Below are 25,368 nucleotides of genomic sequence, written 5' to 3' on the forward strand. Positions count from 1 at the left end.
CACCTGCAGCCATTCACCGGACATTTTCGGCCACTTTTGCAGACGCCTAGCCTCGCATACTTGAACAGCCAAAGTCATGCGTCTAAGTGCTGAACGACAACCTGCTATAAGGTCTGCCAGGAATTGCTGTCTTTATACGTGCGTTTCCTCAACAACAAGACGATGCACCCGCTTAGCGTAATGTTATCTCCCTCGCTGCTAGAAGAAGACGATTTTGATTGACGTATCATTTCTTGGGAGGGCATTTATGTACTAACACAAGCTCAACCATAGATTTCCCAACCTGCTTAGTCTGCCAATGTATCATAACATGAGCCGTCGTTTCAATAATGCTACTAACCGCTTCCCATCATGTTGTAGAGCTTAGTACCGTGCTACAAGGCAATTCTTAATTAGAGGATGCCTTTTGCTTGGGCTAAGGAAGTTGAAACTCGATTTACGGCATTTTGGCTATTAGTTTACCTAAGCGTTGAACAGCCTCTGGACCGTAGCCATGGGACTCGAGTATACCATGTACATCCATGCACGCCAACAGCTCTTGCATCAGGGGCGCTTCTTCTTGCTCTTTTTCTTTCCTGGAAGTCATCAGCGTGGCCCAATGCGAAAGGCCATGTTCCAAACTCGAGCTGCGTGCTATCATGGCAGCTACTTCCTTCAGTATCTGTTGATAATGCGCTAGCAGATTCTGCAGTGTAAGCGCTAAGTCCTTCGAGCCTTCTGCGGCGGTTGATGGCTGTTGTTGACTTAACGCATAGCACAGCCGCAATGCCTTGCGCAGCTGATTCAGCACGCGCCAAACGGCGGTCCAAAGGTGGTTGGTAATTTTGCCCTGCTCAAACAGCCGTGCAATTTGTTTGCTGTGTTGCTTAACTGTAAAGGCGGCGGAGCCAGCGTAATTGGCGAAGTACCATACGGTCCAGTGATCTAGCACTTGGTCAGGGTTGAGCTTGCTCCAACTGTAGCCTTGTTCATGCACCTCTACGCGGGAAAACCAGCGTTCGGTGAGCGGGGGAGCGGCTCGCTCCATCAGTAGCTGCAAAGCAATTTGAGCTTCCTGCGCGAAACGCAAGGAAGCGAGAGCACTGCCCTGCGCATCGGCTTCCCGCGCGAGATATTCTATCCCATCGATAAGGCATGCTAGCACAAATTCGTATAGGGCGGACGAGTCATCTAGTGGAAGCTTTTCGAGTGAAACGCGCAGGATTTTGAAAACGGGAAGCTCCTCGTAAATGTCTTCGGGGTTCTCCGGATGCTCGTAGATGCCCATCAACAAACTAAGAAACACGGCAATGGGCAAGGGCTGGCTGGTAAGCTGGGCGAATAGCTTTTCTCGCCTACGATAGGCTCCAAACAGGCGGGGAATGACACCTCCCCATTCGGGTTCTCTGAGCTCGTGGCGCGCCACCGCGCCGAGCAGTTGAGCCACCTCGTGGGTAGGGTCACAGGCGGCTACGTGTAGGAGCCAAGGAGTTAGATTCAACTGAGCAACAAATAGCGTTACGGAGGCAAATACTAGTTGCCAATCGGGTGGACGCGAGAGCGGAACCGCGGGTGGGGCAAATGTTAGGCGGGCATGCTTGCCGTCCGTTTGCAAGCAGCAGCCATACGCCTGAAACACTTGGGCTAGATCTAGTATCTGTGGCCGAGGCTGCGGAATGACTGGCACGGGTTCGGGCCATAGCTGCGCTAGTAAGCCTTGGACAAACCCAGGGTAGTGAGGTTCTAATAGTTGATACGATTTGCGGGCGTAACCGCCTAGTACCACCCGCAACGGTTCACCCGTAAAGTCCCCGAATTGGCTAGCTGCTTTTTCTGGGGTGAAACCCTGAAGCTCGATATGCTCTGCGTCGCATATTACCCAAAGCCCCGTGCGATGATTTAATGTTACATCAGGGGAAAAGCCGGGCAACAGAAGCAAGCCTACGGAATTGAACAGGGCGATAGTATCGCCTAATAAGTAGAGCGCATCTAAATGTGCTGGAATGTTTACTTCGCCAAAGTCGGGGGAAGTTTCTGCCTGCGTCATGAGTTTCTTCAAGGAGGAGGACACCATACCAAACCGCCTACCCTACCAGGACCTGTCAACTGATCCCACGCGCGCGAAGGTGGCCAGGCCCACTCGACGTCGTTTCCGCGCGACAAGAGCGGGAGTAGATCCCACACGCTCAAACAACTATCGGAGGGTCCTTAAACTTGTGAGAATTAGCTGTTAATAACAAGCGTTCTTACACTTCAAACCAACTTTATCTACTTTGACGCCCAGTGAGTTAAGAAATAAGGTCTACTCAGCGTAGTATTATAATCAAAAAGGTGCCGTTAGAATCAAGTGGGCACCTGAACTTGAATGTTTTATTATTTAGTGTGGCTATCGTGCCAGCAGCATCTACCTACTTATGGACGTAATCTTGTAGCCTACAATCGTCATCATTCATTATAAGTGCTATAGCCCAGAGTGTGTGAAACTATCAATACCCACGCATAAATCAACCGGTTTCTACACACTTGCATCACCCAGCTAAACAAGCTGTATAAGCTGTTTTTGAGTCCGTTTTCGTGACCTTTTTGCGCAGTTGACTTGCGTCAGTTGAAGCCGCCATCGTTACTTCGCGGGGCCGCTGTAGCTAGGATCGTTCTTCTCCATGAAACGACTATTCGCCTTTTGCCTGCTCTATAGTGGGGCCAGCCTGAGCTGGGGCCAAGGACAAACCGCCTTCCCGGTTGATCCCACGACGCACCGCATTCGCTACTCGGGCCTCGTGTCCGTAACCGGTCGCCGCCAAGCGGACTTACAAGCCGGCGCACAAGCGTGGGCAAAGGGCATCAGCCCGCCCGATAAGCCGGCGGTGCTCACGCATGCGCCAGATGCCGAGCGGCTCATCGTGCACGGGTCGCAACCTTTTCCTATACGTATCGCTATGCTCCGCCGCAGAAGGCCGCGAGTACGCTACCACACTATACAGTCAAGTTGGTGTTGCACTATACCGCGACGCTTTCGCTGCAGGACGGGTGCTACGCGTATGACGTGACGGACTTCGTTTTCGGTTATCCGACGGCGCAGCCGCCCTCGCCGACGCAACTACCTGCGGAAGACGACCTGATCGAAACGCGCCCCCTCAACGAACGCGGCGCTAGCATGCTGACGGCCGAGCGCACAAGTTTCCAGCAGACGATTCAGCAGTTGCTCGTCCACCTGCAGCAGCAGATAAGCCAACCTGCCGGACAGCCGAGTGCGGAATGAGCGTTCGAATAAACTAATTCTTAGCCAACCAGGAAGAGGCTACCGGTCGCTTAAAGAAACGTTTTAAGGTCTGCCTAGCCGTCTAACCTTAAAAGCAGGTATTTTTAAGGCTAGCAGAGGAATTTGATTGTATATTTGAGGTTTGTTGCGGTAGCTAGCCTTAATTACGCCGTCTTTTGATGTCAAGTTCACCCTTGTATCCGATCAATCCTAGCCGGGACATTCCTTGGAACGCGCTGCCAGATCTTCCCATTGCCCAGTCGTTGTGGCGCACACCGGATGTGCTGGAGCAACTTGGCCAAGCACGGGAAGCCTTGGGGCGACTACACGGGCGTAGCGTAGCGATTCCCAACCAAGGGCTGCTGATCAACTCTATTAGCCTGCAGGAAGCCAAAGCCTCCAGCGCCATTGAGAACATCTTCACTACCGATGACGAGCTCTACCGCGCCTTCAGCGAAACGGCCGCGGAGCGCATGGAAGGGCCCGCTAAGGAAGTCCTGCGTTATCGCGAGGCCTTGTGGAGTGGCTACGAATACCTGCAAGCGGGTTCAGGCTTTACCCGCGACTACTTCATCCGCATGTTCCGCGAGATCAAGCAGGTAGAGGAAGGACTGCGTCCACCCTTCTCACCCACCATCATTCGCCAAGGAGGCAGCGGCTTTAATGCCGGCAAAGCTATCTATACCCCGCCGCGCGGGGCAGGCATCCTGGAGGCCAAGCTAGATAACTTGGTCACCTTTCTCAACGACGATGAGACCTATTCGCTACATCCCTTGCTGAAGATGGCTATCGGCCACTTTCAGTTCGAAGCCATTCACCCATTCCGGGATGGCAATGGCCGCACGGGACGCATTTTCAACATCCATTATTTAGTGCAGAAAGGCCTGCTGGACTACCCAATCCTATACCTGAGCCGCTACATCCTGGAGCACAAGGAGGCCTACTACGGGGCCCTAGCCGGCGTTTCACAACGCGGCGATTGGCCGGCGTGGTTACTCTACATGCTCCGGGCGGTAGAAGCGACGGCCAACTTGACGTTCGAGAAGATCAATCGCATCCTGGCCGCGCGCGAAGCCATCTTGGAAGTGGTGGTCGCCCAAAAAAACCTACGTCGCCCCGATCAGCTGGTGCAGAAGATCTTCACCCAGCCTATCACCCGCGTTAAGCACCTGACCCAGGACCGGACTTATGCCGAGAACACGGCGCGGGAGTACCTCAATCAACTCGTGGAGTTGCAGGTGCTGGAGAAGCAGACGCTTGGGGGCAATCACTATTACCTCAACCGCGAACTCTACAGCATCTTAGAAGAGTAGCCACTCGAACGTAGATCTTCCCAGAGCGACGAGCGCTCTTCTCGGGCGTTCGTGAAATACTGTTGCTGTTGAGCGCAGCACTAGGGCCGCTAGAAGGACCTGCTTGCGTGCCGCAAGGAGGCATAACGGCGGCCCCATTTTGTACAACTAGAGACGACGAGTGCCAGCCGCTGTCGGTAAAATGCGCGGCATCTAGGCCCAAGGGCATCGCTCCCAGTACAGCTTCCTCATTGTCTCACGATGCAGGTTGTACTTTGACTGCTGAACAACTTTTTGAACTGTTTTCGGGCGGATATTAACTCCTCTACTGCCCTATCTTCAACACAGCAAGTTGAAGGAGACCAACTAGACTATCAAGTATTTCAACACAAGACATATTGGTCCGGCTGGTCAGCCATTGATTTTCTGGAACTACTGCACATATGTCAATAGCAACAGGAAGCGTTTCGGCTCAGCGGCAATACCGGTTCAGCAATAGGGATTCTAACCAATAAAGAGCTGATTGCCCTCAACCAGGATAAAGGCTTTGTGCAAGCGAAAAGAGCTCTGGCGGAGAATGGGGTGGAAGTGTGGGTAAAACCGCTTGGCGATGGTAACAGCAGAGCCATCGCGCTGTTGAACCGGGGCGAGACAGAAAAGCAATTCAGTCTTTCAGCTGCGCGAGTAGGTCTGAGTCCAAAAAGCAACCTACGCAACTTGTGGCGGCATAAGGAGTTGGGCAAAATCAGCAGCAAACGAGACTTCGTGCTGCCTAAACATGGAATTATCGTGCTAAAAGCTTCTTGATGATGTCCACCCCCTCGAAAGTGTTGCTTCGAACTCGGCTTCTGCGCACCATCTAGTGGCAAAAGGCAAGGAGCTGCTGGGCAAACCTCATTTAGGCTACAAACTCCCGCAATTCGGCTACAGGTTGCCAGGCCCCGCGTCGGACCTTTGTCCTGTTCTCTAACGCATTCTCCTGTATGACTACTCCATCGCATCCTGCCGCGGAAACCGGCTCGGCACCCGTTACGGGCGCCTCCTCTAAAATCTGGTTTATCACGGGCGCTTCCCGCGGCTTTGGCCGCATCTGGACTGAGGCCGCCTTGCAACGCGGCGACAAGGTCGCGGCCACCGCCCGCAACCTAGCCAGCCTCGCCGATTTGGCGGATCAATACGGCGCCAACGTGCTGACGCTGGAACTAGACGTAACCAACCCCGAACAAGTCAAAGCGGTCGTCGCGCAGGCCCATGCGCACTTTGGGCGGCTCGACCTTGTGCTCAATAATGCCGGGTACTCCTTGGTCGGCACTATTGAGGAAGCTAGCCTGGACGACATCCGGGCGATGTACGAGACGAATGTGTTCGGGGCCGTTTCCGTCATTCAGGCCGCGTTGCCGCTGCTGCGGGCCCAGGGCCACGGCCACATTCTGGGCACTTCGAGCAACCTCGGCCACGTCACCCTGCCGGTCATTGGCTACTATTGTTCCTCCAAGTGGGCCTTTGAAGCGATTCACGAAAGCCTAGCCGCCGAAGTGGCCCCCTTTGGTATTAAGGTCACCATCATCGAGCCCGGCGCCTACGCCACCGAGTTTGGCAGCCCCGAGTCGCTGAAATTCGCAGCGGGCATAGCGGTGTACACTGACTTTAAGAACCAGTTTTTTGGTACCTTACAGAATGAGAAAAGAGGTGACCCAACCGCCACGCCGGCGGCCCTCTTCGCCGCCGTAGACGCCGAGCAGCCGCCCCTGCGTCTGTTCCTAGGTAGCCACAACCTGCCCTGGGTGCGCACGGCCTATGCCGAGCGGTTGGCAACCTGGGAAGCCTGGCAAACCGTTTCCAGTGCGGCCCAAGGCGAAGCCAAGTAAACTACCACGGGCAATCGGTGGTTTAGCGCACGACCGGTTGCCCGCCTTATTCTAAACGGAAGAAATGAAAACGCCAGAAAACGCACCGTTTCGATTTGCCTCCTTGTCTGAGGCGCACCGTTTCTTTGGCTTGCCAGCCCCGCTGCACCCGCTCATTAGCTTGGTACGCGGCGTGCACGCGCCCGCGGCGCCCGTCGGCGCGCCGCAGGCGCACGTGCTGAGCTTCTACAAGATATCCTACCGGCCCAAGCTGAGCAGCAAGCTCAAGTACGGGCAAGGGTACTACGACTTTGAGGAAGGCGGCTTGTTATTTGCCGCTCCCAACCAGGTTATTGGCGGCACGGAGGAGCGCGAGGAAGAAGCATGCGGCCACTACACCCTACTCATTCATCCGGATTTCTTGGCGGGTTCTCCCCTGGCCAAGAAGATCCGGCACTACGGCTTCTTCTCCTACTCGGCTCATGAGGCGCTGCACGTGTCGGAGCAGGAAAAGGAACTGCTTTTGGCCCTGCTTAAAACCATGGAGGCGGAACTGGCCAGCCGCCTAGACGAATTTAGTCAAGCGGTGGTCATTGCCCAGCTCGAGTTGCTGCTGACCTACGCCAACCGCTTCTACAAGCGTCAGTTTCTTACGCGCCAAGCGGTGAACAGCGAGTTGCTGCAACGGCTGGAAGAAACCTTGGCGGACTGCTTCACCCGTGAGAACCTACTCAACCAAGGCATCCCCACGGTGCAGCACCTAGCCCAGTGCTTGCATGTGTCGCCCAGCTACCTGAGCGATATGCTGCGCACGCTCACCGGCCAAAGCGCTCAGCAACACATTCACGACCAGCTCATTACTCTAGCCAAGGAACAGCTTACGACCACAAGCTTGTCGGTAAGCGAAGTGGCCTACACGCTGGGCTTTGAGCATTCACAATCCTTCAGCCGATTTTTCAAAAGCAAGACCTCCCTGTCGCCGCTGGCCTTCCGCCAGTCGTTCCAGCACAACTGAAGCGAGTTTCTCTAAGATGGTCTAGCGGAACAGCGCGGCGACGGTTTCGTGAGTAGGCTGTGGAGAAGTAACGCTGGGTACAGCTTATATACTCAGGGTAGGGCAACGGGGAACCCAACTTACGCGGTAGGTAGCGCCATCAAAGCGGCTATTTGAGGCCTTGCATTGCCTCTCGCAACTTTCCACCTGACGTGCTGTGAGGTGGCCCTGCGCAGGCCGCTGCTGTGGAGTCAGGAACTCCTAAGTAGATAACGCCTTGTTCAGATACCGTTTGCTGCCTGAGTTACAGTTCATCGCCGACCTGCCGACCCAGCCGTATGATTCTGTGGCTGTACTGGAGGACATCCGGCAGCCTCCTCCCATTCCGGCCGACCCAACCACGCTCGCGCAGGTCACCTTCGTGGAGGAGACGATTGCTGGATTCAACGACGGGCCGCTCGTGGTCCGTATTTACCAACCCTGGCATCACCGCAGTGACCGGCTTGTAGTCTGGTGTCACGGGAGGGATTCTTCGCGGGTAATCTCGATACCGAGCATCGCACGTGTGTCAACCTCACTGCCCTGACCAGGGCCGTCGTGGTCGCACCCGACTACCGGTAGGCGCCCGAACACCGCTTTTCCGCGGGGCTGGAGGACTGTTACGCAACCCTGGTGTGGAGCCGCATATATGCCGCTACCTTGCACCCGGCTGTGGGTAAGCTGCTGGTCGGGGGTACTAGCTCTGGTGCGTGCTTGGCGGTCGCGGGGTGGCTGCGCCACCCCGCGACCGCCAAAGCCCACCGATTGTCTTACAAGTCCTGCTCGTACCCCCCACGACCATTGGGTCTGTACGGCTTCGATGCGGGAGTTTGCCGCGGCTCCTGGCGGCTGGAATGCCCGCACCGCTACCCAGATGTGGCACTATTACTTGCCAGAAGGGACGCGCTGTGTACCGGCGTACGCGGCACCCTGGCTCACCGCTTCCTGCCAGCAGCTGCCGCCCGCCTATGCTGTGACCGTGGAGCTAGATCCCCTCCGCGATGAAGGACAAGCCTACGCCCACAAATTGCAAGCCGCCGGTGTAGCCGCGGGGCATCATCACTACCGCGGCGTACCGCATTTCTTTTTACTCGGCGCAGAAACCGAATTTTTCTGAGCGTTTACGCAGGACTTGGTACGCGTCGTTCAAGCGGCATAGCCACCTGTCTCGAAAAGAGCCCGCTAGGGGAAGGCAACGGCACGTCGCTGCCTACGAAAGTGGCGCGCCCGGAATGGCCGTCGCCATCTGGTCCAGGAGCTGATTGAGCTGCTGGGCCTGCTCCAAGGGTATCACCTGCAGAATGGCGTCCAACTCCTGCATTTTCTCGTCGAGCTGGCGCAGGAGTTCCAGGCCTTGGGCTGATATCACCACATCGACCAGGCGTTTGTCGGTCTGGGAGGGCGATTTCGTTACCAAGTGCTTCAGGGCTAGGCGGTCTACCAAGCGCGAGGCATCGCTCATTTTACTGTCCACCATCCGCTCCCGGATTTCCTGCGTGCTGATGGGGTGGCCCTTCTGCCCGCGCAGAATGCGCAGGATATTGAACTGCGGCTGCGTGATGCCAAAGGGCTCGAGAATGCGCGTGACTTCGGCCCGTAGCCAGCCCGAAACGCGAAGCAGATTAGTGCGCAAGTGATGCCAGTCGTTGGGATAGGTAGGGGGCATAGGGAAAGAAGTCAGCACGTGCAAGGGGGCATACCAATTGCCGCCCACTGTGGGGTACGCAAAGAAGCCACCTAGGGCGTAAATAAGCGAGCGGAATTCGTCCGAAAAACGGATTCCGCCTGACTAAAAACGCGTGCTGGCTAGCCGTTAGGCCATCATGCCGCCATCGAGCACTAGCGAATGCCCGGTAATGAAGCCGGCGCCTTCTGAACACAAGTAGATAACCGCGCTGGCAATTTCGCTCGGCTGGCCTACCCGGCTGATGGGGTGGCCAGCGCCCGATTCTTCCGGCGACAGCCCCGCCTCGACCCGCACCCGCTCCGACATCTCGGTGTAGGTCACGGCCGGCAGCACGGCATTCACCCGAATCCCGGCCGTGGCGACTTCCAAGGCGGCTGCTTTCGTGAGCCCGATAATGGCGTGCTTGCTGGCCGCGTACACCGAGCCGGTGGGGAAGGCGCGCAGGCCGTACACCGAGGAGTTGTTGACAATGGACCCGCCGCCGTGGGCCCGCATGTAGTTGATTTGGTGCTTCATGCCCAGCAGCACACTCTGCACATTGGTGGTCATTACGTGCAGGAAGTTCTCGGGCGTCTGCTCGGTGATGGGCACTAGGTCGCCGAGGGTGCCGGCGTTGTTGAAGGCGAAGTCGAGCCGCCCGTAGACCGCGTCGAGGCGCGCAATCAGGTTTGCTAGGTCCGCTTCGCGGGTTACATCGGTGGGTACGAACAAGCCGTCGCTGCCGGCGGCGCGCACCAGGCGCAGGGTTTCCTCGCTCTCTGCAGCGCGGCGGCTGGCGATAACGACGCGGGCGCCTTGCTCGGCGAAGGCAATGGCTGTGGCCCGGCCGATGCCGGAGCTGCCGCCCGTCACTAAGGCGACTTTATCTTGAAAGGGTTTCATAGGGAAAGACAATAAGAGGCCTTGCAACCAAATAGATTTGGCCGCAAGCAATTGATAATAAAGTGAGTGAAAGAGAAAGGCTACAGGCCTTTCGCGCTCAGCCCCCCGTCCACGACGAGGCACTGGCCGGTGAGGTAAGCCGCGCCCGGCAGACATAGAAAGGCCACCGTAGCGGCAATCTCTTCCGGCTCGCCCACCCGGCCTAAGGGCGTGCGGGCAATGACGCTGGCCATAAAGTCGGGCCGGGCCAGCAGCGGCTCGGTGAGCGGGGTGCGGATAAACCACGGCGCGACCGTGTTCACCCGAATGCCGTCGGCCGCCCACTCCACGGCCAGGTTGCGGGCTAGGTGCTCCTCGGCGGCCTTGCTCATGCCATAGGGGGCGCCGGTGCCCACATCAAAGCGCCCGGCCACCGAGCCCACGTTCACAATGGCAGCCGCGGCCGAAGCTTTCAGCCAGGGGTAGGCCGCCCGGCACATCTCCATCGTGCTGAACAGATTGACCTGAAACAGGCGCTCATATTCCGCCGCGGTGTACTCGTTGAACGCCTTGCGTACGTTGGTACCCACATTATTGACGAGGATGTCCAGCCCCGGCCAGTGCGTGCCGAGGTAGTCGAAAATGGCCGTGCGGCCGGCGGCCGTGCTCACGTCGGCCGCCAGCCCGGCGGCGGGCAGCCCCTGGCGCGTCCAATCGGCCACGACCGCGGCTACTTCGGCCGCATCGCGGGCCACAATCAGCACGGTGGCTCCGAGGTCCAGTAATTCCTGGGCTACGGCCTTCCCAATACCCTTGGTGCCGCCCGTCACCAGGGCCCGGCGGCCGGTAAGATTCCAACGACTATTCATAGTAACAAACAAATATGAAGTGGCTGGATGAGCTGATGAGCGGTTGCCGCTCCCCGGCCCATTCAGTTGAAATCAGCCTTCAGCGGTCGTAGGTAGGCGCTGGGCGAGGGGCCAGTCAATGGGTGTACCATCGAGGTGCTCGACATAATTGTTGAAGGTGTTCAAGGCCACAAAGCCGATGAGTTCCACCAGCGCGGCTTTGCTGTAGCCTTGGGCGAAAAACGCCTCGATGTTGGCTCGGGACGGGAAGCCCCGACTTTCCACTACATCGCGGGCCAGCGTAGCCACGGCGTTGAGCTTGGGGTCGGTGCTGGTTTGCTGGCGTAGCGCCAGGGTCTGCTCCTCGGTCAGGCCGAAGCCTAGGCCCATTTGCGTGTGGGCCGACACGCAGTAGAAGCAGTTATTGGCTTCGGAAGCCGCCAGAAAAATGGCTTCGGCCTCCTGGCCGTTTAGCTCGCCCTTGCGCAGGGTTTCGGCCCAGGCAATGGAGCCGTTGAGTGCCCGGGCCGAGTGGGCAAAGGTGGCATAGAGGTTTGGCATGAAGCCAACCATTTTCTGCAAACCGTCATACGTGGGCTGAGCGGCAGCAGGGGCCTGCTCGCGAGTTAGAATTCCAAGGGTAGCCATGAGAAAAAAGATTTTGATGTTTATAACATTAATTTCAGCCCTAATGGAATAGCCGGGCGAGGTGCCCGGCTGTTCCACATCGGCAACGTGCGGATCAAGCAGCCACGGTGCTCAAAGCGGGCGCGGCCGGAAAGTCAACCGGGATGTGGGTGATGTTGTGCAAGTAATTAGTCAAGGTCTTGTCGGCGACTAGCGCCACGAGGTCAACGAGCGCTTTCTCAGTGTAGCCCTGGGCAAAGAAGTTTTCCAGTAGCTGCGCTTCGGGGCGGCCGTGGGTAGCTGTAATGCTAGCGGCCAACTGCGTGAGGACGCGCAGCTTGGCATCAGCGGAGGTACCGGCCCGCAGGTCCAGCGTATCGGCTTCTGTGAAGCCGTTCATTTTGGCCAGTACCGTGTGGGCGGCCAGGCAGTAGTCGCAGCCGTTCACCTGCGACACGGCTAGAAACACGGCTTCCCGCTCTTTGGTCGAAAAGGAACCTTTAGCCTGCGCCTGCTGAAACGCCAGGTAGGAAGTCAGCGCATTTTCGGAGTAGCCAACAGTGGCATACAGGTTGGGCACCATGCCCATGGCCGATTGCATATGGTCGAAAATACCTTGTACGGCGGGCGAGACTTGCTCGCGGGTGGGGACTTGAAACGTTTTCATGGGGGTAGGAAAGTGAGTTGTGGTGGTTGACGCTGCAAAGATATGCAACTCAATGTTGTAAACTTCAATGTTATAAACATTGTTTTTTAAAATGGTCAAATTTTTTATTCGACTTCAGACTACAGAATGTCTTCTTAGCTTTTTAAGCGCGTTTGAGCTATTGCAAAAAATAAGTAGGCGCACGTGTAGTTTTTCGGGGGAATCGGCTACTAATACAGTAGCTACATTTCTGAGCCACTACCCAACCCTATGTGCGAGGAACGAGAAACCATCTTCCTATCCACGCTCAACCCGCACTTGGGGCTAGTATACCGTGTGTGTCGCCTTTACTGCCGCGATGCCGACGACCGGCAGGATTTGCAGCAGGAAATTCTTTACCAACTCTGGAAAGCCTACCCTAGCTTTCAAGGTACAGCTAGGTTTTCCACTTGGCTCTACCGCGTCGCCCTGAATACGGCCCTAACCTACGAGCGCCAGCGGCGTCGCCGGCCCGCCGCCGAGCCGCTCAACGACTGGGTCCTAGAACTCGCGGCGCCGCTCTCCGCCCCCGAAACGGAGCAGGTGCAGGTGCTGTACGCAGCCATTGAGCAGCTCTCGGCCGTGGACAAGGCCGTCGTGCTGCTGTACCTGGAAGAGCAGACGTACGCGCAGATTGCCGAGGTTACGGGCCTGACGGTAAATCACGTAAGCGTGCGGCTGGTGCGCATCAAAAAGAAACTCGAACACGCCCTCAAACGGGCCCTAGCCGACCTTCCCGCATGAGCACCGACTGGAAAATGCTCCAAGCTGCTTGGCAACAAGGCACACCGCCCGCCAGTAGCCGCGCCGTACAAGCCAACGAGTTGCGGACCTTGGTAGCGGCCCGGTACCGGCGTGAGCAGCGCCGGGTGGGCAACTATGTGGTGGGATCGGTCTGCTGGCAGACGATTGTCTACGCCGCCTTGAGCTACATGGCCCTGCGCTTTCGCACTGATCCTAGCACGCTGGCTTATTGCGGATTAGGCGTGCTGCTGTACCTGCCCTTCACCGTGGTATTCGTGCGCCAGCTGCGCGGGTACACCCGCCGCCACCTAGCCGATAGCGCTTCGGGTGCGGCGGTGCACGCTCACATTGTGGAACAGTATGAAGCGCTGCGGCAGTTTTTTAGCTTCAAAAAACGCTTCGACCTAATCGCCACGCCGGTTACGGCCCTGGTGATGGTCGGCTTGTTTATCCGCCTGAGTTGGGTGCCGGCCTTCTCTGCGTCGCCTACACCTAGCTTGCTGTTGGGCGGGCTTATCGTGGGAATTTTTGCCCTTGCCCTGCGCTGGGAAAACAACCATCAGTTTGCTGGCCCTTTGCAACGCCTGTACGCGCTGCGCCAAGACCTAGACCTCAGCAAAACCCACGGCTAATTACCGCCTCACCAGGATTTGCGCAAAACCCACGGCCGTGTTCGCCGCGTGGATAGGCGCCCTATGCCTAGGACGCAAGGAATTGACTGGATCCTATTGCTGAACCACCTTCTTACTTCCTTACTATATGCTCCCTCTTCCAACTTCCGTGTGGCCCCGGTGCGCCGCCGACTTCCCCTTGTTCCTGAGACGTAGGGCTAGCTTCGTAGCGGTGGCGGCGCTGCTTGCGCAGAGTTTCTTGGCGGCACCAGCGCAGGCGCAATCTGGCACGGTGCAAGCGAATGGGATGACGCTCGCCTATGAGAGCCTAGGCAACCCGCGGCGGGAAACGATTCTCCTCATTGGCGGCACCGGTAGTCAGCTCACGCAATGGCCTGATTCCTTCTGCCAGGCGCTCGTGGCGAAAGGATTTCGCGTTATTCGCTACGACCAGCGCGACTGTGGCCTTTCTACTCGCCTGGAGGCCGCTGGCTTACCGGATTGGTCCGGCATTATGACGAGGCTGGCCGCTGGCCAATCGGCGCCGCTCGCCTACACGCTCTCCGACATGGCCCGTGATGCGGTGGGGCTGCTCGATGCGCTCGGTATTCGCCGGGCGCATGTGGTTGGCGCCTCCATGGGTGGCATGATTGCCCAGTTGGTAGCCACCACCTATCCGGCCCGGGTGCTCTCGCTCACTTCCTTAATGGCGACCGATGGCAAACCCAGCCTACCTCCTATTGCGAAGCCAGAAGTGATGGCCCAGGCACCGCCGCCACCCACCGACCAAGACACGGCCGCGGCCCTCGTCTATGGCGTGCGCACGCGCCAGCTGCTCGGCAGTCCCGCTTACCCTACTGCGGAAGCGGCCATCCGGGCGGAGGTGGCGCGCGAACTCCACCGGAGCTACTACCCGGCAGGCTACCAGCGCCAAGCCGCCGCCGCACTGGTCGAGAGCCTGCATGACCGCCGCGCGCAGCTGCGCATGCTACAGGTGCCCACGCTAGTCGTACACGGTGACGCCGATCCTCTGGTGCCCGTCGCGGCAGGCCAAGACGTAGCTGCCACCATCCCCGGCGCGGAGTGGCGCCTCCTTCCGGGCATGGGGCACGAGGTGCCGCTTCAGTTGGTTCCAGTTCTCGTAGACGCCATTACGGCCGTCGCCACACGCGCCCACCCCCGGCAAACGATGCACGCTCAACCACGACCACGATGAATGGTTTCTTGTGGAGTTTACAAGGCCTACTAGCGGCGGTGTTTCTGCTGGCGGGCACGTTTAAGGTGACCCAGCCAGCCGCTAAAGTGCGAACCCTAGCCCCGGCCCTATTTCCCATTTCCTTCCTGCGGGGGCTGGGCGCCCTAGAACTATTCGGGGCCGTAGGCGTGCTGATACCTATGCTGACGGGCATTTTGCCGTGGCTGACCCCGCTGGCTGCGGTAGGCATGGGCGTGGTGCTGGCGGCCGCCACTGTGGTGCATGCCTGGCAGCGTGAATTCAACCGACTACCATTTCTACTCTTCCTACTCGCTAGCGCGCTTGTGGTGACTTACTGCCGCGGCCACTTCCTAAGATAACAGTAGTGTCTTATCCTGAAATACATTGACACAATCTACCCAGCGAAAACGGTAGATTTCTTGAACCACCCCAGTGCCTTAATTTCACGCAAAGGCAAGGTTACTCTGGTATAAATGAGAGGTGAGTTGTACAGCCAAACGAGAAAACCTATAAACTTACTTCCAGGCAGGAAATGGCGCAGACAATCTTCCTGCTTTGGCATTTTGGTGTCCTTCAATGACAAACTGCTTTATAAGCTGCAATTCATATTGTATAGGACTGCCAACTAATCGATTGCTTTCAGGTAATCTCTTATATTCGTGTTGCTAGCACGCAAAGTCGAATACTCTTTGCGCCTTCACTTTTGCTCTTATCCGCTCCAACTCACTTTTTCGATTTGCGTTGAAAGTACAGCGATATGCTCTGCTTAAGCAAGGCCGAGGGATGGTCTACTGGTGGATGCTATGGGTGTGCTTGCTAGCCGTAGTATATCCTGGCCACGCGCAACTTTCCCCGGCGAGCAAGCTACGCTTTGAGCACCTCACCATCGAAGATGGCTTATCGCACAGTGATGCGATGGCGGTGGTGCAAGACCACGCGGGCTTCATCTGGATAGGCACTAACCGGGGCCTCGACCGCTACGACGGATACAGTCTCAAAACGTACGTGCTGCCTGTTAACGCCCTGAACGGGTTGTCGGCCAATCGTATCCGAACGTTGTTTACTGACCCGACAGGGCGACTGTGGGTAGGGACTGAACTGGCCGGTCTGAGCTTTTATGATGCCGACCACGACCGGTTTGTCCGCCTAGCCGAGCAGCCCTTCCCGCATGCTAGTCGTTCCCTAATGCAAAAGCTAGCCCAGGCTGATGTAGCGGCGCTAGCCTGCGACGCGGCGGGCCGGATGTGGGTAGGAACCAACCTAGGCCTATTCGTGCTGACAATGAAGCCAGGCTATCCGCAAATACAACGTGTCGAGGCTATCTTTCCTACAGGCTCACAAAACTTGTTCAATGTCCGGGCGTTGGCCGTGGATCGACAGGGCACAGTATGGATTGGCTCCTCTAATGCAGGCCTGCAAGTAGTAAATACAAAAGCTCCGCATTTAACGCCTCGCGCTACGGCCATTAACGCTACTAGTGTGCGAGCCCTGCATCTCGACCGCCGCGGCGACCTATGGGTCGGCACGGAACACACGGTACTATGGGTGCCCGGGGCCGCGGGCCGCCGTTCTGAAGAGCTTAAAGCGACTCCGCTTCCCGAGCGGCTACCGCTGCTGCACTCCCTTCACCTGGATTCGTTTAACCGCTTGTGGGCCGGCACGACGAATGGTTTATACGTGTGGGAGCCTGGCCCAGCCATCGCCAACCGCCCGCCGCTGCAACCAGATCCGCCACACCGCTTCATGCCCCGTGACGGGGAGCCCAACAGCCTCACCTCCGAGCAAGTTTATCAGATTGTGGAAGACCGCAACCAGATCGTGTGGCTGTGTGCGTCGGACGGGGGACTTAATTGGGTGAATTTGCGGCAAAAGCCCTTCGCCGGCATTCGCCAGCTGCTCTTAGGAAAGCCCTGGCAGTCTACCAACCACATCAACGCCATTTTCAAGGAAGAGGCACGCAACCTACTATGGTACGGCACGCGCAACGGCGTGCTGTGCTACGACCTGGCTACCAATCAAGCGCGCTCCTACCTTACCCAACAGCCACCCGGAGCCGGTGAAATCACCGTTTCAACGATCTTCCAAAGCTCCAACGGCACGTTGTGGTTTGGCACCCGCGGCCACGGGTTGGTAGCACTTACCCGCCCCCACGGCCACGACCAGCTCACCACGTACGCCGGCCTAGGCAAAGGCGCCGTAGACCTGCGTCAAGCCGACATTGAAAGCCTCGCCGAGGACCGGTACGGCACGCTGTGGGTAGGTACCCGTGGTCATGGCCTCTTCCACCTGAATCAGCAGGGGCAGTTGCTGAACACCTACCAGGCACCGAGCCACGCGCTGCCTTCCATGCGCTTCACGTTCCTGCTTTACGACCGTACGCAAGACGTGCTTTGGGCCAGCACCACCGACGCGGGCCTGCTCAAGCTGCGGGTCACGCCCGACTCTGTGGAGCTACGACGGCAGTTTGCCTATCACTCGCCCGCGGGTCAACGGCTGCCCGTAAATTACGTGTGGCCCCTACTGCTCGATCGGCAGGGTGCCCTCTGGATTGGCACCATTGGCGGGGGCCTGCAGCAGCTGGTAACCGACGCACACGGGCGAGAATTCATCCGTTCGTACCAGTCGTGGCTCCCGGAGAGTGACGTGGAAAGCTTGCTGGCCGACGACGATGGCAATCTATGGATGGGTGGCAACGGACTCTACTGCTTCCAGCCCCGAACCTGCCACTACCTGCGCTACGACGTGTCGGATGGCCTGCAAAGCAACGCCTTCAAGGTGGGCGCCGCCTACCGGGCGCAGGATGGCACACTGTATTTTGGGGGCATCAACGGCATTAGCTACTTCCAGCCGCGCACCGTTCACCCCAACCCCTCGCCGCCCACCGTACAACTAACCGGCCTGCAGATCAACAACGAGCCTGTGGGAGTAGGCGCTCGGCTGCACGGGCGGGTCCTGCTGAAGCACGCCCTAACCGTGCCGCAGCAGCTGACGATCAAGGCGTCGGAGAATGACCTTTCCCTGGAATTTGTGGCGTTGAACTTCGCTAATCCGCAGAAAAGCCGTTATGCCTACCGCTTAGAGGGGTACAATCAGCACTGGGTGTTCCCGGTGGCCGGGCAGCGCACAGCTAGCTTCACTACCTTACCTCCGGGCCAGTACACGTTCTGGGTAAAGGCCAGCAACGGCGAGGGAGCTTGGTCGCGGCCGCGGGCCACGCTGCACTTCACGGTGCTGGCGCCCTGGTACTATACGTGGTGGGCTTATGGGGCCTATGCACTAGTGGCGTTGGGAATTGTGGTGTGGTACCGGCGCGTGGAAATGGCGCAGCAGCGGCTGCAAAGCCAGTTGGTGCTGGAACAGTTTCAGACGGAAAAGGAAAAGGAGCTCACGGATTTGAAGCTGGGCTTTTTCACCAACATCTCCCACGAGTTGCGCACCCCCCTCACCCTTATCCTAGGTCCGCTCGAGGATATCATGGCCGACCCCGGGGCGGCCGTCGGGCAACGCGGCAAACTCCGGCTCATGCAGCAGCAGACGCACAAGCTGCTGGCCTTGGTAAATCAGCTGCTGGACTTTCGCAAGGTAGAAACCGGCCACGTACCGCTACGCGCCCGCTATAGCGACGTCGTACCTGTGTTAACTAACTTCTACGAGGTATTCCGGCTGCAGGCGACGAGCCAAGGGATTGACTACGTACTGGAGGTGCCAGCCGAGCCCGTTCCGCTCTATTTTGACTACAACAAGCTAGAGACTATTCTCACCAACCTGCTCGCCAATGCTTTCAAGTACACGCCTGCGCCGGGCCGCATAGAGCTAGCCGCTACCCTGGTTGGTAACCCCGGCGGCGAGGCCGTTTACAGCCAGCAGCAGCTCCTCGGCAACTATTTGAAAATCACCGTTTCCGATACCGGTACAGGCATTCAAGCGCAGGAGCTGAACCGCATTTTTAACCCGTACCACCAGGCGACACAGGCGGGTGACCGACAGTTGATGGGTACTGGCATTGGGTTGTCGCTAGCCAAGCAGTTTGCCGAACGCCACGGGGGGCACCTGCGCGTGGTCAGCACCGAAGGCCAAGGCACCACCTTCGAGCTGCGCCTGCCCTTCGGCCGGCAACACCTAGCTTCCGAAGATATACCACCTGCTGACCCCACAGCGGAGCTGCTAGATGAGGCGCACGCCCTGCTGCCGCTTGACGCAGTTGACCTAGCAGAACCTGGGCGTACCCCGGGCTCCCGGCCGGCCGTGCTGCTGGTGGAGGACAACGAGGAAGTACGCGAGTACCTGCGTCAACTTTTCGAGGGAGAATACACCGTACTACTTGCCGAGGATGGGCTAGTGGGTTGGGAGAAAGCGCTTTGCCACCTGCCTAGCCTCGTTATTTCGGACGTGATGATGCCGCACAGCGACGGCCTGGCACTGTGTCAGAAAATCAAGCAACATCCCAAGACCGGGCACATTCCCGTGGTCCTGCTCACAGCCCGGACCGCCGCCCTCCACGAGTTGGAAGGCCTAGGTATGGGCGCCGACGAGTACGTAAGCAAGCCGTTTAACCCCCAGTTGCTGCAAGCCAAAGTAATCGGGCTGCTGCGCAACCGGGAGAAGCTGCGTGAATACTACCATCGCCAAATCCTGCTCGAGCCCACCGAAATTGTGCTGGCCGACGCAGACAAGCAGTTCTTGGAAACTGCCATGGCCGCCGTCGAGCGCAACCTAGACAACCCCGAGTTCAGCGTGCAGGTGCTAGCTCGGGAAGCCGGGATGAGCCAATCGTTGCTCTACCGGCGTATCAAAACGGCGACGGGGCAGACGGCCGTGGAGTTCATCCGGGATGTGCGCATGAAACGCGCCGCGCAGCTACTCACCCAAACCCACATGCGGGTGTCGGAGGTAGCCTTCCAGGTGGGCATCGCAGACGAGAAGTACTTCCGCAAAACCTTCCAAAAAGTGTACGGCGTGCTTCCTTCCGAGTACATTCGGCAGCACCGACCTAGCCGGGAAGTCTCGGACTCCTCGCATGGATGACCTTCCCCGGCGTTTCATTTCAAGCTGCGAGTAGTTATCAAGCGTTGCTCCTGATCATATTGCCTGCAAGGCGTGCGGCATAGGCTGCTTCCGTTCAAGGCGGCCCCAACACACCAAGCATTCATCCAGCGGCAGGTTGTGTTCGCGCAGCGCCTGCGCATAGCCGTTCCGTCGTGACTCGTAGTCCTTCATAGATGTTCTGTGGGTACTTATTCAGGTAGGGGTACCCGGGTGCGATGAGCGAGGAAGCTCCCTGAAGTCCCGGCGTAAACAAGGGCAATACTACCCTAGGTAGACGAAACCGGAGCGGGGCATTCCGGCAAATAAACCGGGTAAAATTCAACAATCCACCTTGGCAGCTGCCTAAAGTGCTCACCTACATTAGGGGCGGTTGCTGCTACGCCGTAGCGGCTCCGGCGGGCAGGTTGCACCGGCACCTGCTCCGTTGCAACGCGAGCGGCTAGCGCCACCAAAAAACTGCTGGTAAAAGGCTGAAGAAGCAGAAATAACCCGGTTTTTTTCCCGAAAACCCCCGGTTTAAAGCAAATTCAACCCCGTAATCTTGCACCATTCCCAGATTACGCAGCACTCCCCACATTCCCGAGCCCTCACCTAGGGTGCGGCGCGCTTGGTTAGCGAACGGAGTAGGCTGACTGTCGTCAAGCGCTGCTGAGCGTCTGCTGGGTGCCGGCTTCTGCTAGCTGGCGAATACCTCCGAGCTTCCTCTTATCCCTCCCAAATCCTTCTTCCCTTGTATGAAAAAAATACTACTTCAGAAGGTTCAGCTTCTTTCCCTGGCGTTGCCGTTCGCCTTGCTTCCGGGAATAGCGCTGGACGCTTCTGCCGCACCGCGAGTCCTCGTGTATCAGGCGGCACCCGTGACCGGTCAGGTGACTGATCAGAAAGGGGAGCCGCTGCCCGGGGTGACTGTCCGGGTGAAAGATCAACTGACGGCTACGGTTACCGATGCGATGGGGAATTACTCCCTGACCCTACCCGCTGGTAACACAACCCTGGTGTTTTCCTTTGTGGGCTTCGTGAACCAAGAAGTGGCGGTACAAAGTGGGGCCAAGGTTAATGTGCGGCTGAACGAGCAAGCTCACTCCCTGAATGAAGTCGTAGTGGTGGGCTTCGGCACGCAGAAGAAGACCTCGACCACAGCGGCCGTGTCGACGCTGCCCGCGGCCGACATTGCGCAGAAGCCCGTAGTGAACGTAACCAACTCCCTGGCTGGGCGCGTGGCGGGCGTTATCTCCACGCAAGGCGGCGGCGAGCCGGGCTTCGACGGCGCCAACATTCAGATTCGGGGCATTGGCACCACCGGCGGCACGCAGCCCCTGTACATCGTGGACAACGTGCCGCGCGATTTCAGCCGTCTCGACCCAAATACTATTGAAACCATCACGGTGCTCAAGGACGCGGCTGCCGTGGCGCCCTACGGGGTAGCCGGGGCCAACGGTGTGGTGCTGGTCACGACCAAGCGGGGCCGCAAGGGCCCGCCCCAACTGTCCTACAATGCCTACGTGGGCATCCAGAACCCGACGAGGCTGCCCACGTTTGTCAATTCCTACCAGTATGCGTTGATGCGCAACGCCACGGTCGCCAACGATTTTCCGAACGACCCTACCCGGCCGCTGCCCTACTCGGACGACGACCTGCGCAAGTTTCAGGACCACTCAGACCCCGATGGCCACCCCGACGGCCAGCCCCTACGCGACATCATCAAGAAAAACCGCCTGCTGACCTACCACAATATCTCGCTGACCGGTGGCGGCGACAAGGTTAGCTACTTTGCCTCCTTGGGCTACACGCGCCAGAATGGCATGTGGGACCCTACCTTTCTAAACAAATACAACGGCTCGTTGAGCGTGACGGCGGAGGCTACCAAAACGACTCGCGTGAGCTTGTCGGTGAATAGCTGGCTGGAGGACCAACACTTTCCCTCGTTCGGGGCGGGCTCCATTCTGCGCCAGGCCCACCGGCAGGCGCCCACTACCCCCGTGCGCTACAGCAACGGGCTGCCCACGGGCTACATTGGCGAGTCGCTAATTGGGGAAATCTACGGCAGTGGCAACCAGGTTAACCAAAACCCAACCACGCAGATACAGTTTCTGGTGGAGCAACAGCTGCCTCTGAAAGGGCTCAGCCTCAAGGGCACTGCCAACTACGACCCGAGCAGCTCCTTGCAGCGCCGCTACACCACGCCCATCACGTTTTACAACGTCGACACCAGCACCAACCCCTACACCTACAAACAGGGGACGCAGGGCAGCGCCAAACCTAGCTTTTTTGAGTACTACGCCCAGGACCGTGCCCTCACATTTCAGGGGTATTTAAACTACGCCAAGAGCTTCGGCAAGAGCGAGGTAACGGGCCTAGCCGTGGTGGAGTGGCGTACCCTCAACCACCAGCAGTTTCAGGCCAACCGCATCAATTACAATACCTCCATTGACGAGCTGGACTTTGGCGGACCGGCCGCAGCCGATGCTACCAACGGCGGCACCTCGTTTCAAACCAAGCAGCTAGGTTACATCTACCGCGTCACGTATGCCTACGCCGACAAGTACCTGCTGGAAGCATCGGGCCGCTACGACGGCAGCTACATCTTCGCACCTGGCCAGCGCTTTGGCTTCTTCCCGGCTTTTTCGGCGGGCTGGCGCCTGAGCGAGGAGGCGTTCCTGAAAGACCGCTTTGGTTGGCTCGACAACCTGAAGCTGCGCGCGTCGTGGGGCCAATCCGGGGCCTATCCTTACATCAACGGCAACATTGCCGCGTTTGAGTACCTGAGCCCGTACTCGCCCTATAGCCCGGCCGGCGTGCTGGATGGCAGCACCGTGCAGGGTCTCTACGAGGTGCGCCAAGGCAACCCGAGCATCACGTGGGAGCGAGCCAACAAGACGGACATTGGCATTGAGGCCAACCTGTGGCACAACGCCCTGAGCTTGGAAGCAGATTTATTCTACGAGAAACGCGCCAACGTGCTGACTTCCCGCACCAGTGTATTGCCCGGCGAATATGGCATTGGGGTGGGCCTGGTGAATGCCGGCGTCATCAAGAACCGTGGCATCGACCTCACCCTGCGCACCTCACGCCACTTCGCCAAAGACTGGAACCTAGACGTGACTGGCACCTTCACTTACGCCCACAACACGCTAGTGAATGTGTTCGAGAATAGTGCGACGTACAACAATCCCAACCGCCGGATTACGGGCCGCCCCATCGGTACGCAGTTTGGCCTAGAAGCCCTAGGCTATTTCACGCCCGATGATTTCACGCCCGATGGCAACAGCCTCAAACCGGGGGTGCCGGTGCCCTCCTTTGGACCAGTTCGCGCCGGCGACATCCGGTACGCGGATCTGAACGGGGACGGCAAGATTGACGTGAACGACCAGACCGTTATTGGCCGGTCTCAAACGCCTCAAATCATCTATGGGTTGGCTCCGCGCCTCTCCTTCAAGAACTTCGACCTAGACTTCCTGATTCAGGGCACCGCCCGCAGCAATATCTACCTGAACAACATCTTTGTGTGGCCCTTCGAACAGGCCGGGTCGGCAACCACACTCGCCTTCGAGGAATACTGGCGGCCTGACCGCACCAACACCCTCTACCCCCGCCTAACCGGCACCCCCACGGCCAACAATACCCAAGGCTCGTCTTGGTGGATACGCAACGGCGCCTTTGTACGCCTGAAGAGCGCGGAATTTGGCTACACCTTCGACAGCGCCATCCTGCACAACTCCCTTAAATCGGTCCGTCTCTACGTGTCGGGGCAGAACCTGCTGACGTGGACGCCCTACATCCGGGAAATCATCGACCCAGACAACGCCGGTGACAACCGCAACTACTATCAGCAGCAAGTATTCTCCCTGGGCCTGAACGCTAATTTCTAACCGCTCTTTTCATGAAAGTTCTTACCCAATTCCGGCGCCTCACCCCCGCCCTGCTGCTGGGGGGCGCGCTGCTGCTGCCCGGCTGCAAAAAAGACGATTTCCTCAACGTAAATCCCAAAAATGCGCTGAACGAAGCCAGCGCGTACAGCACCGAAACGACTGCCGACTTGGTGGTCAACGACATCTACAACAACGTACCTAGCTCCTACAACGACTCCAACCAGACCACGGAGCAGTATTCGGACAATGGCTTTTGCGCGGCGGGTTGGCAGACGGCCCAAACCGTGGTGCGCGCCGGCGCCATCTCGGCGGCTAATGTACCGACGGGCCCCAACGGCATGTGGGACTGGGAAAGCAACTACAATCGCATTCGCAAGTGTAACCTGTTTTTGCAGAACGTGGAGACGTACACAGGCAACGTCTCGGCTACCTGGAAAAAACAGCGGGTGGCGGAAGTGCGCTTCCTGCGGGCACTATTCTACTCCTACCTCTTCACTAGCTACGGCGGCGTGCCGCTCATCGACCGGCCCCTGGATACGGGCAAAGACCCCAATAACCTATTCGTGCCGCGCGCTAGCCTCGACGAAACCGTGGCCTTCATCGTGGCCGACTGCGACGCGGCAGCCGCCGACTTGCCTGCTAAGTCGGTTCGCCAGGGCGACGGTCGCGCTACCAAGGGCGCGGCGCTGGCGGTAAAGGGGTGGGTGCAGTTGTTTGCCGCTAGCCCCCTGGCTAACCCCGGCAACGACGCGGCTAAGTGGGCCGCCGCCGCTGCCACCAACAAGCAGATCATTGATTCCAAGGTCTACACCCTGTTTCCGGACTTTGCCGCGATGTTCCTGCAGGAAAACGACGACAACTCCGAGGTCATTTTCAACAAGGAGTACCTAGCCGTCACGGCCGGCCACTCACGCGAGGGCACCTACGGTCCGGTGTATGTGAAGGGCGTGCAGCAGGGCTGGGGCAACTTCGCGCCCACCCAGAGCCTGGTGGATGCTTACCTAATGAAGAACGGCCTACCCATTACCGACCCGGCTTCCGGCTACAACCCCCAGGACCCGTACGCCAACCGCGAAAAGCGCTTCTACCAGTCGATTATCTACGACGGTGCCACCTGGCAGGGCGACGTGATTACCACGCGCATGGGGGGCAACAACCAGATTGACCTAGGCTCCACTAGCGACGTGAGCAACACCGGCTACTACGGGCGCAAGACGCTGGATGAACGCATTCTAGCCCAAACCAGCCGCGCCCAGAATGCCAACGGCTCCAACTTTATCATCTTCCGCCTCGGAGAAGTGCTCCTCAGCTACGCCGAGGCCCAGAATGAAGCCGTCGGCCCCGACGCCAGCGTGTACAGTGCCCTGAACCAGCTGCGTACCCGCGCGGAGCTACCCGCCCTCACGCCTGGCCTAGACCGAGCCGCAATGCGCGAGTACATTCAGCGGGAGCGGCGTGTGGAGCTAGCTTTCGAGGAGAAGCGGTGGTTCGACATCCGCCGCTGGAAGATTACGGCCGGCGCTAACGGCGTCCTCTCCACCCCGGAGTTCGGCATGCAGATCACCCCCGATAAAACCACGGGCAAGCTGACGTACAGCCCGGTGAAGGTGTTCGAAAATCGTTTTTTTGACTACCAAAACTGGATGCCGATTCCGCAGGGAGACCTGGCAAAGAACACCCAATTGGTTCAGAACCCGGGGTACTAATGCCCTCCTTCCCTTGGCCGGAAAGGGATAATACTCCCTTTTTCGACAGGATTAATTG

The 25,368-nt window shown here is 58.3% G+C and carries 20 protein-coding genes and 1 pseudogene; 15 read left to right on the top strand and 6 right to left on the bottom strand.

All coding sequences use genetic code 11. The features are described from left to right. Nucleotides 1-436: 436 nt before the first annotated feature. Nucleotides 437-2,026 (bottom strand): hypothetical protein, encoded by a 1,590-nt coding sequence (locus BXP70_RS22815; RefSeq protein WP_086596439.1) that lies wholly within the window; start codon nucleotides 2,024-2,026, stop codon nucleotides 437-439. A 613-nt stretch (nucleotides 2,027-2,639) separates the two neighbouring features. On the opposite strand from BXP70_RS22815, the gene BXP70_RS29575 reads away from it, so the two are divergent. The 8 genes and pseudogenes from BXP70_RS29575 to BXP70_RS30835 all read left to right on the top strand — a co-directional run bounded on the left by BXP70_RS29575 (nucleotide 2,640) and on the right by BXP70_RS30835 (nucleotide 8,527). Next, a complete protein-coding gene (locus tag BXP70_RS29575) occupies nucleotides 2,640-3,026 on the top strand; it encodes a hypothetical protein (protein ID WP_143436637.1) in 387 nt (128 codons plus the stop codon). Then, nucleotides 3,023-3,238, top strand: a complete 216-nt coding sequence (locus tag BXP70_RS22820; protein WP_143436638.1) for a hypothetical protein — start codon at nucleotides 3,023-3,025, stop codon at nucleotides 3,236-3,238. Before BXP70_RS29575 ends, BXP70_RS22820 begins: the two co-directional genes overlap by 4 nt. 179 nt (nucleotides 3,239-3,417) lie before the next feature. Beyond that, nucleotides 3,418-4,551: a Fic family protein gene (locus BXP70_RS22825; RefSeq protein ID WP_086596441.1), complete on the top strand. Its 1,134-nt coding sequence runs from the start codon at nucleotides 3,418-3,420 to the stop codon at nucleotides 4,549-4,551. Nucleotides 4,552-5,079: 528 nt separating this feature from the next. After that, nucleotides 5,080-5,337 (top strand): hypothetical protein, encoded by a 258-nt coding sequence (locus BXP70_RS31085; protein WP_179197791.1) that lies wholly within the window; start codon nucleotides 5,080-5,082, stop codon nucleotides 5,335-5,337. 176 nt (nucleotides 5,338-5,513) lie between these two features. Further along, nucleotides 5,514-6,398, top strand: coding sequence for an SDR family NAD(P)-dependent oxidoreductase (locus tag BXP70_RS22835; protein WP_086596443.1), 885 nt, complete (start codon nucleotides 5,514-5,516; stop codon nucleotides 6,396-6,398). A 64-nt stretch (nucleotides 6,399-6,462) separates the two neighbouring features. Continuing rightward, nucleotides 6,463-7,392 (top strand): helix-turn-helix domain-containing protein, encoded by a 930-nt coding sequence (locus BXP70_RS22840; protein ID WP_086596444.1) that lies wholly within the window; start codon nucleotides 6,463-6,465, stop codon nucleotides 7,390-7,392. Nucleotides 7,393-8,043: 651 nt separating this feature from the next. Continuing rightward, nucleotides 8,044-8,091: pseudogene (locus tag BXP70_RS31090) on the top strand (hypothetical protein); the annotation flags it as partial. 139 nt (nucleotides 8,092-8,230) lie between these two features. Continuing rightward, the gene (locus tag BXP70_RS30835) at nucleotides 8,231-8,527 is read left to right on the top strand and encodes an alpha/beta hydrolase fold domain-containing protein (protein WP_179197788.1); all 297 of its coding nucleotides are present in this window, start codon (nucleotides 8,231-8,233) and stop codon (nucleotides 8,525-8,527) included. 93 nt (nucleotides 8,528-8,620) lie between these two features. Here the strand turns inward: BXP70_RS30835 and BXP70_RS22855 are convergent, their stop codons facing one another. From BXP70_RS22855 to BXP70_RS22875, 5 genes are all read right to left on the bottom strand, one after another. Further along, nucleotides 8,621-9,076: a MarR family winged helix-turn-helix transcriptional regulator gene (locus BXP70_RS22855; RefSeq protein WP_143436639.1), complete on the bottom strand. Its 456-nt coding sequence runs from the start codon at nucleotides 9,074-9,076 to the stop codon at nucleotides 8,621-8,623. A gap of 147 nt (nucleotides 9,077-9,223) precedes the next feature. After that, nucleotides 9,224-9,979, bottom strand: a complete 756-nt coding sequence (locus BXP70_RS22860) for a glucose 1-dehydrogenase (protein ID WP_086596448.1) — start codon at nucleotides 9,977-9,979, stop codon at nucleotides 9,224-9,226. Nucleotides 9,980-10,059: 80 nt separating this feature from the next. Continuing rightward, nucleotides 10,060-10,827, bottom strand: coding sequence for an SDR family oxidoreductase (locus BXP70_RS22865; RefSeq protein WP_086596449.1), 768 nt, complete (start codon nucleotides 10,825-10,827; stop codon nucleotides 10,060-10,062). Between the two features lie 72 nt (nucleotides 10,828-10,899). Then, on the bottom strand, nucleotides 10,900-11,454 hold the full coding sequence (locus BXP70_RS22870; protein WP_143436640.1) for a carboxymuconolactone decarboxylase family protein: 555 nt from the start codon (nucleotides 11,452-11,454) through the stop codon (nucleotides 10,900-10,902). A 94-nt stretch (nucleotides 11,455-11,548) separates the two neighbouring features. Further along, nucleotides 11,549-12,100, bottom strand: coding sequence for a carboxymuconolactone decarboxylase family protein (locus tag BXP70_RS22875; RefSeq protein WP_086596503.1), 552 nt, complete (start codon nucleotides 12,098-12,100; stop codon nucleotides 11,549-11,551). Nucleotides 12,101-12,349: 249 nt separating this feature from the next. On the opposite strand from BXP70_RS22875, the gene BXP70_RS22880 reads away from it, so the two are divergent. From BXP70_RS22880 to BXP70_RS22910, 7 genes are all read left to right on the top strand, one after another. After that, complete coding sequence (locus tag BXP70_RS22880; protein WP_086596451.1) at nucleotides 12,350-12,862, top strand: RNA polymerase sigma factor; 513 nt, start codon at nucleotides 12,350-12,352, stop codon at nucleotides 12,860-12,862. Beyond that, complete coding sequence (locus BXP70_RS22885; protein WP_086596452.1) at nucleotides 12,859-13,494, top strand: hypothetical protein; 636 nt, start codon at nucleotides 12,859-12,861, stop codon at nucleotides 13,492-13,494. Before BXP70_RS22880 ends, BXP70_RS22885 begins: the two co-directional genes overlap by 4 nt. A gap of 127 nt (nucleotides 13,495-13,621) precedes the next feature. Further along, on the top strand, nucleotides 13,622-14,689 hold the full coding sequence (locus tag BXP70_RS22890) for an alpha/beta fold hydrolase (RefSeq protein WP_218779844.1): 1,068 nt from the start codon (nucleotides 13,622-13,624) through the stop codon (nucleotides 14,687-14,689). After that, a complete protein-coding gene (locus BXP70_RS22895; protein ID WP_086596453.1) occupies nucleotides 14,686-15,048 on the top strand; it encodes a DoxX family protein in 363 nt (120 codons plus the stop codon). The genes BXP70_RS22890 and BXP70_RS22895 overlap by 4 nt, the downstream gene beginning before the upstream one ends. A 424-nt stretch (nucleotides 15,049-15,472) precedes the next feature. Next, complete coding sequence (locus tag BXP70_RS22900; protein WP_086596454.1) at nucleotides 15,473-19,714, top strand: two-component regulator propeller domain-containing protein; 4,242 nt, start codon at nucleotides 15,473-15,475, stop codon at nucleotides 19,712-19,714. A gap of 755 nt (nucleotides 19,715-20,469) precedes the next feature. Then, a complete protein-coding gene (locus tag BXP70_RS22905; RefSeq protein ID WP_086596455.1) occupies nucleotides 20,470-23,604 on the top strand; it encodes a SusC/RagA family TonB-linked outer membrane protein in 3,135 nt (1,044 codons plus the stop codon). A gap of 11 nt (nucleotides 23,605-23,615) precedes the next feature. Continuing rightward, a complete protein-coding gene (locus BXP70_RS22910) occupies nucleotides 23,616-25,310 on the top strand; it encodes a RagB/SusD family nutrient uptake outer membrane protein (protein ID WP_086596456.1) in 1,695 nt (564 codons plus the stop codon). The last annotated feature ends 58 nt before the right edge of the window (nucleotides 25,311-25,368 follow it).

The organism is Hymenobacter crusticola (genome assembly GCF_002154225.1).
GTDB lineage: Bacteria > Bacteroidota > Bacteroidia > Cytophagales > Hymenobacteraceae > Hymenobacter > Hymenobacter crusticola.